The following is a 12,037-nucleotide window of genomic DNA, read 5'->3' as shown; positions in this document are numbered from 1 at the left end:
CATCGCCCTCAGGTTGTGCTTTCCTGGACGTGTTCCAGCCCCACCTGCAACAACGTCGCCACATGGTCGTCGGCAAGGCTGTAATAGACGTGGCGTCCCTCGCGGCGGGTGTTGACCAGGCGCATGGCGCGCAAAAGCCGCAGTTGGTGCGAAACAGCGCTCTGGCTTGGTCCGACGGCATCGGTGAGTTCATGGACGCACATTTCGCCTTCCAACAAACATGCAATCAACCGCACGCGCGTCGGGTCGGCCAGGGCTTTAAACAGGTCGGCAAGGGCAACGGCGGTCGCCTCATCGAGGTCGCAAGCAATTGGCGTCATCATGGTTGAATCTCCTATTCGATACATGAAAATATGAGCGATTGTTCATATATAAGCGCAATAAAGATATCGCACTTCGCGCCTCTTGTCAAGAAACCGGTGGTCGCCCTTTGCTGCACGCATCGGCACATTGCCGACTGTCTGCTCGAACCACAAGGCGTTTCGTGTGGCGTCTGATTGACACACGCATGTCATGTGATATGCTGAGAACGTTCCCAAGTATGCAAGTAACACGTGCAAGCAGGAAAGGAGCCACCCATGACAACTGCTAAAACACCCGAATGGGTCAAGCACGCGATCTTCTACCAGATTTTCCCCGACCGCTTCGCGCGGAGTGCGCGTCTGCCCAAGCCGGCGCACATTGAGCCATGGGACACACCCCCGACCGAGCATGGCTACAAAGGCGGTGATTTGTTGGGCATTGTCGAGCATCTTGATTATCTGTGTGATTTGGGGATTACCGCTCTTTATCTCTGCCCTATTTTTGCTTCCACCAGCAACCACCGCTACAACACGCATGACTACTTGCAGGTAGACCCCCTGCTGGGCGGCAACGAGGCTTTCCGCACCTTTCTGGATGAAGCCCACCGTGCGGGGATTCGCATTGTGATTGATGGCGTCTTCAACCACACGGCGCGCAGTTTCCAGCCTTTTGCCGACATTCTCGAAAATGGTGAAGCCTCGCCCTATCGTGATTGGTATCGTATTTTGGAGTGGCCGCCCAACGCCTACGACACCAGCCGTCCCCCCGGCTACTGGGCGTGGTGGAACCTGCACCACATGCCCACGCTCAACCACGACAATCCCGAAGTGCAAGCCTACATTTACCAGGTGGCGCGCTACTGGATTGAGCAGGGGGCTGACGGCTGGCGGCTGGATGTGCCGTTTGAAATCAAGACGCCCGGTTTTTGGCAAGGGTTTCGGCGGGTGGTGAAAGCCGCCAATCCAGAAGCCTATATCGTCGGTGAAATTTGGGCTGAAGCGCAAGAGTGGTTGCAAGGCGACCAATTCGACGCGGTGATGAACTACCTCTATGCCACGTGGGTAATTCGCTATGTGATTGGCGAGCACGTCAACCACGACGCCGTTTTCGACCGCCGTCCGCCTGTGGATGAGCCGATCACGGCGCGAGAGTATGCCGAGCGCATTGACGAGTTGCTGGCGCTCTATCCGTGGGAAATTCAATGCGCACAAATGAATTTGCTCGACAGTCACGATACCGCCCGTTTATTGACGGTTGCCAATGGCGATGTGCGCCGTGTCAAACTGGCGGCGCTGTTGCAATTTACGTTTCCGGGGGCGCCCTGCATCTACTACGGCAGCGAAATCGGCATGGAAGGCGGCCGTCCCGACCGTGAAGCACGCGCCACGTTTCCATGGGACCGCCCGCATCTCTGGAACCACGAGTTGCGGGACTTCTACAAGCGCCTGATTGCCATGCGCAAGGGGCACATAGCACTGCGCACGGGTTCGTATCATCGTCTCTATGCCGACGACGATGTCTATGCCTTTGCACGGTGTCAGGGTGATGAGACGGCGCTGGTGGTGGTCAACCGTGCTGATGGCACACGGCGCATCACGCTGAATGTGGGGGCGTTGTGCGGCAAAGAGCATGTGGCGTTGACGCGCATCTACGGCGGGAGTGGGGTGGATACGTTGGACAATGGGCACCTGGAAGTGGTTGTGCCGCCGTGTGATGGGATTGTCTGGTACACCGCGTAAAGGCGCTGGAACGCGAAAACGCCCGCTCACATGAGCGGGCGTTTGGCTTTGCAGAGGCGACGGCCGGATTCGAACCGGCGATCGCGGTTTTGCAGACCGCTGCCTTACCCCTTGGCTACGTCGCCTTGCCGTGTGTAAGTATAATGAGGTTGCCGAATGGGGCAAATTGGGAAAGAGGTTCGTTTGTGTTGCGCACTTGAAAACGCAAGTCAATCACATGTTCAACGGGTGGTCTGAGCAGTACTGAAGAAAAAACCTTCCTACTCCGCGCCAACTGGTGGAGAGTGCCACCAGCGCATTGCCGCTGCACTCGACATCGGACGCCCCAAAGCATATCCTTGCCCCCATTCAAAGGCCAGCTGGTGCAAGCGGTGTAACTGTGCTTCGGTTTCTATGCCTTCAATACCAATCGTCACCTGCATGGCGTGCATCAAATTGACCAACCCTTTTAGCACACGCACATATTCAACACTATCAAGCCACTCGATAAGGGTGCGATCTAACATCACTGCAGCGGGTTTTACATGGTGCAACAGTGTGAGCGACGAGTACCCCGTTCCAAAATCGTCAATTACCAAATGCACACCTGCACGCTGGAGCATCTGCAAGGTTTTTTCAACCATGACCGAACGGCTTAACAACACGGGTTCATGCACCTGCACAGCAATGTCCGAAGGAGACAGACCATGCGCTTCGATGCGTGTAAGCAGATCCTGGACAAACTCTGATTGCATCAACTGCAAAGTATCTACATTCACATGAAGCCAGGCGGCGGTCTCATGCAGAATTGTTCGCTTCCATTGAGAAAAATCGCGAAAGGCCTGTTCGTATACACTCAAACTGACCGTATAAAGAGCGCCCATCTCTTCAAGCAGAGGCAAAAACGTCTCAGGAGAAATCACCCCACGTTCTGGGTGTTGCCATCGCATAAACACTTCCATGCCCACAACGCGGTTCTGTTGTAAATTGAAAATAGGTTGGTAGAAAGGCACGAATTGTTGGTGTTGAATGGCTCGGCGCAACTCCATTTTCATGGCGTGTGTTCGCTGGAGCTCCTCGCGCATTGCCGTCTTAAAAAAGCGATATGTGCCACGCCCTTCGGCTTTGGCGTGGTACATGGCAATGTCAGCATCCTGTAAAAGCGTCATGGCGCTGGTGTAATCGCCTATATCCATGGCGATACCAATACTCGCATCTACATACAATTCATGGTCGTTCACGCGAATGGGTTGACGGAGCACATCAAGCAGACGTTTTGCGACTTGTTCCGCCTCATGGGGGCTGTGGACATCCGTCAATACCAAGACAAACTCATCCCCGCCAAGCCGCGCGACAATGTCATCCTCACGTCGCGCAGATTGCAAACGTATCGCCACTTCCCGCAAAACTTGATCACCAACGGCATGTCCTAGGCTATCATTGATGAGCTTAAAACGGTCCAGATCAAGAAAGAGCAAGGCAAATGCCCCGCTGTTGTTCTTCGCATTTTGGTGTTCATCAATCATCTGTTGCAACCGCGCCAGTAAAGCCGCCCGATTGGGAAGTCCTGTCAATACATCATGATGGGCGCGATATTGCAATTCCTGTTCCATGTGCTTACGATGCGTAATATCCCGAAACGCCAGAATATGCACAGGTGTCTCGTCGAAGTAAAAAACTTTCCCCACCACTTCCAAATACACATGCTGGTTCTCTGCATTCCAAGCGACCACTTCATGCGCATGGGGGCTTTTTTTCTCCGCCAAAATATGCTTGATAATGGCATGTGATTCTGGCGGAAAAAGTGTCAACAATGGCCGCCCTATCAATGTCTCCCGCCGCCGCCCCACAAATGTAGCAAAACTTTCTGTGACATGTTCTATCACACCATCGCGCACGATAACCATGCCTTCGAAAAGTATTTCAAAAAGCTCGCGGTACTGCCGTTCGCGCTGGCGCAATAAGCGCTGGTGCAATGTTTCCAATTGCTCACGATACGTGTTCAATAAAAGTATCAAGGCAAATCCAACTACCAGAAAAGCGACTTCGGATGTCACAAACTCCACTAAATCTACAGGTACAGGAGAAACAAATGGCGCCCAAAACACCAAAATGACTTGACCAATAAACACACTCCACAACCAGCGCGGCGGCAAGAACATGCTCGCCAGGAAGAGCACCAAAAGAAAGTAAACCAAATCTTCTACATCACCATCTTGCACCGCAATGATAAAAATAATGATGCTTCCCACAAGGCTTAACCACCAAACACTCTTTTCATGCTCACCACGATGCGCCCATCCATACGCGAAAGCCAACAAGGCAAGCGCAGGGAGCACAAATAGAATGTCTGTATCACGCAACCAGTTCGCCTGGGGGAGAATCAACAATGGCAAAAATGTAAAGAAAAAACCAATAGGAAAGAGGATAGCCAAGGTGCGAATAAGAAAGCGCGATTTGAGACGCCGCTCAGGGTCCGTGATGGAAGCTGATGGCTCAATCAACCTACGCCATGTGCTTGTTATACGTTGAAGGATACTCATAAGCCGTTTCAATCAAAGTTTTGCCTCTATGACCTACCTTATAGCATCATATCAAAGAAAATCATGCTTTCAAAATGAAAATTCAAAACAAAGTTTTACTATTCTGGTTTGAAAATGAAACTTTTCATTGAGGTTGAATAAAGTCTGATTCTCGGGGCAACCAATCTTCTAAGTTGGCCTCGTTTTACTTTTTTTCACATCAGCCATTGCCTCAACAGCCATATTGCTGGGAAGTTCCTTTTTCTGGCAATGAGTATTACCCCCCAACTATAAGAGATAAAGGAAGCCCCAACCGCACCACTCTCCCCACACCCCCCGCTTTTTTGGACAATTTTGTGCAAAAAATACGCAAAATTGCGGTAGCGAAGTGCTGAAAATATTTGTAAAATAAGGGTACCTTCTGAGCACCTTTTTTGAAAACCGCGCACAAGTGTGAACCATCGTTCGCGCTTCAATCGGTCTCCTCTTATGTTGACCAGTGGAACGTGATGTTCCACAGCCACCGCCTTCCGGTCTGTTCTTATGGACAAGTCTGATTGCTCATGCCTTTTGTTTGTGCTATACTGCACAAGTGCGTGCAGACTTTCACAAACGAAGACAAGAGATTCATATTGTTGAAGTGAGGCTTGTCAATGACCCAGAAGAACGGTCCTGTTGAGAAGGTTATCCCCGATATCGTCATCCACCGTCTTCCCGTCTATTTGCGTGCTCTCGATTTGATGGCTCGACAAGGCAAGCGCATTACATCGTCGCAGGAATTGGGCGAGCGTTTGGGTATCAGTTCGGCGCAAATTCGCAAAGACCTCTCTCACTTTGGCGAGTTTGGCAAGCAAGGCACCGGCTATGATGTTGAGTACCTGCGCGACCAGTTGCGGCGTATTCTCAAAGTGGATCGCGTATGGCCAATGGCGGTTGTTGGGGCTGGTGATTTGGGGCACGCGCTGGCAAATTACAAAGGGTTTGCCAATCGTGGATTTCAAGTTGTGGCGGTTTTTGACGCCGACCCCGCCAAAATTGGGCAACGCATTGGCGGCCTGGTGATTGAAAGCATGGATGTGTTGACTGAGCGTATCGCCGAACTGGGGATTCGCATTGGCATTATTGCTGTGCCGGCTGAAGCGGCGCAAGATGTAGCCAATCGCCTCATCGAAGGGGGCGTGCGCGCCATTCTGAACTACGCGCCCATTACGCTGAGTGTGCCTGAAGGCGTGCGCGTTGAATACATTGACCCGGTGCTGGCGTTGCAAAGCATGACCTATTACCTCGAACCAAATGAAGTGGAGACGGTAGTCGGCTCATAAAGCAGGCTGATGAATAAGAAGCGGCGCACATGCTCTGTGCGCCGCTTCTTGTTTATTCCACGGAGAGTTGTTGTCGAACATACGCCAAAAGCCCGCCCGCCTGAAAAATGCCAAGCACCGCTTCGGGCAGGGGGGGAAACGTGAACGCTCCCGCGGCGCACTGAATAACGCCCCTTTCCAAGTCAATCTCGGCGGTTTCACCATGTTGCAGCGCCTCAACGGCTTCGGGGCAGATGATGGCAGGCAATGCGTTGTTGATGGCGTTGCGGTAGTAGATGCGGGCAAACGACGCCGCCACGATCGCCCCCACACCGGCGGCTTTCAGCGCCGTGACGGCTTGCTCGCGGCTGGAACCACACCCCCAGTTGCGCCCACCAACCACAATGTCCCCCGGTTGCACGTGCGTTGTAAACGTGGGGTCCAGGTCTTCCAGCGCATGCCGCGCCATTTCGGCGGGGTCTTGGATGGTGTAGGTGTACTTGCCGGGAAAAATCACGTCCGTATTGACGTTATCGCCATACTTCCAGACGCGCCCACGGATAATCATGTTGCCTCCTTGTTAGACGTGTGCGGATGGTGCCGCTTGTTGCACGGCAACAGGTTCGGGGGAAGGGCGAGCAATCACGCCCGCCAGCGCACTCGCCGCGACGACGGCGGGGCTGGCAAGATAAATCTCCGCCTCCGGCGTGCCCATGCGCCCGCGAAAGTTGCGGTTCGCGCTGCTGATGCAGACTTCACCCGGCGCAAGCACGCCCAAATGGTTCCCCATGCAGGGACCACACCCCGGTGTGCCAATTGTAGCGCCTGCGGCGACCAGGTCGGCGATGTAGCCGCGCGCCAGCGCTTCTTGCAGCACTTCCGACGAGGCGGGAATGACAAGAAAGCGCACCCCCGGCGCAATGCGTTTGCCGCGCACAATCTCGGCGGCTGTGGCGATGTCGCTCAGCCGTCCGTTGGTGCAGGTGCCCAGAAACGCCATGTGAATGCGCCGCCCGGCGACAGCCGAAAGCGGCACTACGTTGTCCACTGTGTGGGGGCACGCCACCACCGGTTCCACCTCGTCCAGACGGATGACATGCACCGCCTCGTACTCGGCGGTCGGGTCGGGGTAGAGAGCGCGGGCGGTGATGCGGTCGTAGGCTGCTTCGCGGGAAATGCCCTCACGGCGGGCAAGGCGTTCCGCCAGCCAGTCGAACACGTGCTCATCGGGCGGCAGGTAGGCGTTTTTCACGCCAAACTCCGCCATCATGTTGGCGAGCGTCATGCGGTCGTCCAGCGAGAGCGTTGCCAATCCATCGCCGCCGAATTCCACCGCACGGTAAAGCCCGCCGTCTGCACCGAAGCGCCCGATAATGTGCAGCGCCAAATCCTTGGCGGAGACATCCGGTGCGAGCCGCCCACGCAACACGAAACGGATCGTCGGTGGAACACGCAACCAGATGCGCCCCAACGCCCAGAGCGCCGCCACTTCACTCCGCCCGACACCCGCGCCAAACGCCCCCAGCCAGCCGAAATGCACCGTGTGCGAATCAGCCCCCAAAATCACGTCGCCGGGGAGCACCAGCGCCTCTTCGCTCAGCACCTGGTGGCAGATACCACGCCCCACCTCAAAAAAGTGGCGGATACCCTGTTCGGCGACAAAGGCGCGAATGGTGGCGTGGTTCTGCGCATGGCGCACCGTGGGGGGCGGCGCGGCGTGGTCGAGCGTGATGGCGAGCCGTTCGGGGTGGGGCAGGCGCGATTGCCCCAGTGTGCGCCACTTGGCGATGATGGCGGCGGTGTTGTCGTGGCTCAGAATGCGGTCGGGGCGCACGTCCAACACCTCGCCCACACGGGCTTCGCTGCGCCCGGCGGCGCGGGCAAGCACCTTTTGCACGAATGTCGCGCCCATTTCACGCCTCCTGCACTTCGCGAATGCCGGCGGTCAGCGCCGGTTCGTCCAGCGGTTCACCATTCGCCCACTGGTAAAGCAGGCGGTCTACGTCGTCAAGCGTCAGGGCGCGCTCATCGGCAAGCGCCTTGATGTGCGCCGTCAGCCGCTTGATGGTGGCGTCGTCCAGGTTCAGCCCCAATTGCTCGGCGCGGTGGCGCACAGCATTCCAGCCCGTCAGGCGGTGGGCGATGTGGATGTAGCGTGTCATGCCAAAATCTTCGGGGCGCAGAATTTCATACGTGCTCGGATTGTTCAAAATGGCTTTGGCGTGAATGCCCGCCTTGTGGGTGAAAGCGGCAAAGCCGGTGATGTAGTTGTTGAAGGGAATATCCACGCCCACCAGTTCCGCCACCACGCGGTCAATTTCGCGCAGCAGCGGCAGGTTGTACTTGCGGCGCACCAGGTCGGGGTTGAGCGAGTAGAGCCGCGCAATCAGCCCGCCCAGCGGCGTGATGCCGTTGCGTTCGCCAATGCCCAGCACGCTGGTATCCACGTGCGTGGCGCCGGCTTCCAGCGCCATGTAGGCGTTGGCGATGGCGCACCCGCTATCGTTGTGCCCGTGAAACTCGATGTCGCACGAAACCCGCGAGCGCAACTCGCGCACCAGGTTGTACACCTGCAAAGGCGTCGCCACGCCGACGGTGTCGGCAATGCCCACGCGGTTGACGCCCAGTTTGTCCACGGCTTCGTACACACGGAACAGGTCGGCGGGGTCGGAGCGGAAACTGTCTTCGGTGCTGAAACGCACTTCAACGCCTTGTTCCTTCAAATAGGAAACCACTTCGCTCGCCATATCAATGATTTCCTCGATGCTCTTGCCGTGGCTGAACTGGCGCAGATACGACGACGTGCCGATGACCACGTCCACACCGTCCACGCCCGTATCTACGGCGCGGCGGGCGTCTTCCAGCGTGCAGCGCGTGTGCGTGAGAATTTTCGCCTTCAATCCCAGCCGCACGATAGCGCGAATGTCGGCTTCGCTTTGGGGTGAGGCGCATGGCGATGTCAGTTCCAGGTATTCGACGCCGAAAGCGTCCAGCAATGTGGCGATGCGGATTTTCTGCTCGGTGGTGAAAAAGGCGTTGACAAATTGTTCGCCTTCACGCAGGGTGCTTTCGATGATGGCAAAATTTTGAATGGTCATATTCAACCCTCCTTGTGGGGCTCACCCCATGATGGTTTGCAAAGCGTTGGTGAGGACGGCAACGCCACGCTCGAACTCGGCAATGTCGATGTGCTCGTGTGGCGTATGGTCGAGTGATGAGTCGCCGGGACCGTAGGCGAGGATAGGACAGCGCCAGACGGGTCCCACCACGTTCATGTCGCTGGTGCCGGTTTTCAGTTTGAAGCGCGGGCGTGCGCCCGCGGCGGCAATCGCGCGCTGGAACGCGCGCGCCAGCGGCGTTGTGCGTTCGGCGATGTAGGCTTCTTCCGCGCCGTAGGTCTGCACATGCACGCCCTCCGGCGCCAGGTCGTGCAACAGCCGCTCAATGTCGGCGGGGCGGACCGTCGGCGGCAGGCGGAAGCCCAGCGTCATGCGTACCACGTCGGCGTTGCCTTCTTGCGCCGAGTTGATGCGTCGGAGCGACGGTTGGACGCGCCAGAACGCCCCTTCTTGCTCTGTGGGCAGCGTGTCGAGTGCCGCACAAACGGCGTTCCAGTAGTCAACAGCCACTTCGGGCGCGCGCTGCTCTGGTCCCGCGGTGTGGGCTGTGGCGCGGCGCACTTCGATATCCGCCAGCAACCGCCCCTTGTAGCCCAGTGTGATGGCGTCCCACCCGCTGGGTTCGCCAATCACGCAGGCTTCGGGCTGGTAGCAGGTGGCGGCGTAGCGTGCGCCCTTGCTGGTGGCGCTTTCTTCTTCCACCGCGCCAATCACAACCAGTTGCCACTCATCGGGCACCTGGACCGCCGCCCCCGCCGTCACAAAGGCGGCGAGCGGTCCTTTGGCGTCCACCGTGCCGCGCCCGTAGAGCCGCCCGTTGCGGCGCTCCACCGGTGGACCGCCGGGCACGGTGTCAATGTGCCCCAGGAGCACGAGTTGGCGGGGTCCGTGCCCACGCACGCCCACAGCATTGCCGGCGTCGTCGCGAAAGGCTTGGAAGCCCAGCGCCTGCATAGCCGCCACCAGCCAGCGCACAGCGTTTTTCTCTTCACCGCTCACGCTGGGAATGCGTACCAGTTCTTCAAGCAATTCAATGCCGGTCATTGGCGCACCTCATCCAGCACGGTTTCGATGACGGTTGCCCACTCGCCTTCGCTGATGGTGAGCGGGGGGAGCAGACGCAACACCGTCGGACCAGCCGGCAACGCCAAAATCCCCCGTGCTTGCAGGCGCTTGAGCAGGGGCGTCACGCGCGAACGCAGTTCGATGCCCAGCATGAGCCCCAACCCGCGCACTTCGCGCACCTGGCGATGCCCGTTGAGACAGCGCCGCCACTCATCCAGCGCCCACGCGCCCAGCCGCGCGGCGCGCTCCGGCAGGCGTTCGCGTTCCAGCGTTTCCAGTGTCGCCAGCGCCGCCGCCGCGGAAAGCGGGTTGCCGCCAAAGGTCGAACCGTGGCTCCCCGTTGGCAAGGGGGGCAGATGCGCGGCAAAGCCCACCGCCCCAAGCGGCACGCCGTTGGCGATGCCTTTTGCCAGGGCGATGATGTCAGGACGCACACCAAAATGCTCGAACGCAAACCACGCCCCCGTGCGCCCGAAGCCGGTTTGCACCTCGTCGAAGATGAGCAGTGCGCCCCGTTCATCGCACAGTTGGCGCACCGCGTGCAGATACTCGGCGGTCGCGGGGTGCACGCCCCCTTCGCCTTGCACCGGTTCCAGAATGACGGCGGCGGTTTCGTCGGTGATGGCGGCGTCGGCGGCGGCAACGTCGCCAAAGGGGATGTGCGCCACATGGGGCACAAGCGGCTCGAACGGTTCACGATACTTGGGCGCGGCGGTCGCCGAAAGCGCCCCCATGGTGCGCCCGTGAAAGGCACGGTGCATGGCGACGATGCCGGCGCGTCCGGTGAAAAGCCGTGCGGCTTTGAGCGCCCCTTCAACCGCTTCCGCCCCGCTGTTGCAGAGGAAGAAACGGGCGAAACCGCTCACGGTGTGCAGGCGTTCCAGCAGGCGGGCGCGTGTTTCGTTGGCGAACGTGCCGGGGCAGGCAATCAACTGCGCCGCTTGCCGGGTGAGGGCGTCCGTGACGGCGGGGTGCGCGTGCCCCAGCACGGCGGCGCCGTGTCCGGCGATGCAGTCAATGTATTCGTTGCCTGCGGCGTCCCAGACGCGCGCCCCTTCACCACGCACCAGCGTCAACCTGCGCAGGGCGTAAGCGCCGCTTCCAAGGCGCTCTTCGGTCTCAAGCGCGGTGTTCGTTTGCGGTGGCTGAATGCTCATGCGTTTCCTCCTCTTGCCGTCCCCATCGGCTGATGACCGTCCCGTCGCCTGCCAAGGCCTGCCGCACGGGATGCGCGGCGTTGCTGGCGGCGATTATCACGCGCTGCACACCACCTTCCAGCGCCTCGCGCGCCGCCAGCAGTTTGATACGCATGCGCCCTTGGGCGTAGGTGTTCATGGCGTCGTCCAGCGCCGCCAACGGGAGCGTGGCAATGCGCGAGGCGGGGTCGTCGGGGAAGCGGAGCAAGCCGGGCGCACCGGTGAGGAGCACCAACGTCTTGGCGCTCAGGGCGGCGGCGAGTGCCGCAGCGGCGCGGTCGCCGTCCACGTTGATGAGTTCGTGCTCCTGGCTGATGGCGGGGGGGCAGAGCACCGGCGCGTAGCCGGCGTTCAGCAGGAGGTGCAGCAGGCTGCTGTTCACGCGCGTGATGGTGCCTGTGTAGTCGTCGCGTATGATGAGCCGCCGCCCATTGACAACCGCACGAATGGCTTTCTTGCGTTCACCTTCCAGCACGCGCCCATCCGCCCCCGACAGCCCGACGGCGTTCACCCCGCGGGCGTGCAGCCCTTCCACAATGGTCTTGTTCATCTCGCCGGCGTACACCATGGTGAAAATGAGCGCGGTTTGGCGGTCGGTTCGGCGGCTGGTGAAGCCCGACGGCGATGTGATGAATTGCGGCGGATGCCCCAGCGCCGTCGCGACTTCGTTGGTGCGTGCCGAACCGCCATGCACCAGCACCCAGCGCCGCCCCGCATGCCAGAGGTCGGCGAGGTCGTCCAGCACCGGCTCGATGCGGTTGCCTTCACCGCCGCCTACCTTCACCACCAATACAGATTGCTCTTGCATGGTCA

At 58.7% G+C, this 12,037-nt stretch carries 10 protein-coding genes and 1 tRNA gene; 2 read left to right on the top strand and 9 right to left on the bottom strand.

Features of this window, described 5'->3' with window-relative positions:
• Positions 1-8 precede the first annotated feature (8 nt).
• Positions 9-323, bottom strand: coding sequence for an ArsR/SmtB family transcription factor (locus tag SE16_RS14735; protein WP_200907409.1), 315 nt, complete (start codon positions 321-323; stop codon positions 9-11).
• 255 nt (positions 324-578) lie between these two features.
• Between SE16_RS14735 and SE16_RS14730 the strand changes: the two genes are divergently transcribed.
• Entirely contained in the window at positions 579-2,042 is a 1,464-nt protein-coding gene (locus SE16_RS14730) for a glycoside hydrolase family 13 protein (RefSeq protein ID WP_054493797.1), read from the top strand.
• Positions 2,043-2,096: 54 nt separating this feature from the next.
• Here SE16_RS14730 and SE16_RS14725 read toward each other — a convergent pair.
• Both SE16_RS14725 and SE16_RS14720 read right to left on the bottom strand, forming a co-directional pair.
• Positions 2,097-2,167: transfer RNA gene (locus SE16_RS14725), tRNA-Cys, on the bottom strand.
• Between the two features lie 135 nt (positions 2,168-2,302).
• Positions 2,303-4,564, bottom strand: coding sequence for a putative bifunctional diguanylate cyclase/phosphodiesterase (locus SE16_RS14720; protein WP_082382032.1), 2,262 nt, complete (start codon positions 4,562-4,564; stop codon positions 2,303-2,305).
• Between the two features lie 632 nt (positions 4,565-5,196).
• On the opposite strand from SE16_RS14720, the gene SE16_RS14715 reads away from it, so the two are divergent.
• Positions 5,197-5,865, top strand: a complete 669-nt coding sequence (locus SE16_RS14715; RefSeq protein ID WP_054493795.1) for a redox-sensing transcriptional repressor Rex — start codon at positions 5,197-5,199, stop codon at positions 5,863-5,865.
• 52 nt (positions 5,866-5,917) lie between these two features.
• On the opposite strand, the gene SE16_RS14710 is transcribed toward SE16_RS14715, so the two are convergent.
• From SE16_RS14710 to SE16_RS14685, 6 genes are read right to left on the bottom strand one after another with little or no spacing between them, the layout of a single operon-like run.
• Positions 5,918-6,412 (bottom strand): LeuD/DmdB family oxidoreductase small subunit, encoded by a 495-nt coding sequence (locus tag SE16_RS14710; protein WP_054493794.1) that lies wholly within the window; start codon positions 6,410-6,412, stop codon positions 5,918-5,920.
• 12 nt (positions 6,413-6,424) lie between these two features.
• Positions 6,425-7,756 carry a 3-isopropylmalate dehydratase large subunit gene (locus SE16_RS14705; RefSeq protein ID WP_054493793.1) on the bottom strand — a complete coding sequence of 444 codons (1,332 nt, stop codon included), beginning with the start codon at positions 7,754-7,756 and terminating at the stop codon, positions 6,425-6,427.
• A 1-nt stretch (position 7,757) separates the two neighbouring features.
• Positions 7,758-8,942: a homocitrate synthase gene (gene lysS, locus SE16_RS14700; RefSeq protein ID WP_054493792.1), complete on the bottom strand. Its 1,185-nt coding sequence runs from the start codon at positions 8,940-8,942 to the stop codon at positions 7,758-7,760.
• Positions 8,943-8,963: 21 nt separating this feature from the next.
• Positions 8,964-10,007, bottom strand: coding sequence for a [LysW]-lysine hydrolase (locus SE16_RS14695; protein WP_054493791.1), 1,044 nt, complete (start codon positions 10,005-10,007; stop codon positions 8,964-8,966).
• Positions 10,004-11,185 carry an aspartate aminotransferase family protein gene (locus SE16_RS14690; protein ID WP_054493790.1) on the bottom strand — a complete coding sequence of 394 codons (1,182 nt, stop codon included), beginning with the start codon at positions 11,183-11,185 and terminating at the stop codon, positions 10,004-10,006. The genes SE16_RS14695 and SE16_RS14690 overlap by 4 nt, the downstream gene beginning before the upstream one ends.
• Positions 11,148-12,032 (bottom strand): [LysW]-aminoadipate kinase, encoded by an 885-nt coding sequence (locus SE16_RS14685; RefSeq protein ID WP_082374384.1) that lies wholly within the window; start codon positions 12,030-12,032, stop codon positions 11,148-11,150. Before SE16_RS14685 ends, SE16_RS14690 begins: the two co-directional genes overlap by 38 nt.
• Positions 12,033-12,037 lie beyond the last annotated feature (5 nt).

This window comes from Ardenticatena maritima, assembly GCF_001306175.1.
Lineage (GTDB): Bacteria > Chloroflexota > Anaerolineae > Ardenticatenales > Ardenticatenaceae > Ardenticatena > Ardenticatena maritima.
Note: the sequence above shows the minus strand (reverse complement) of the source record. Positions and strands in the feature narration are given on the sequence as shown.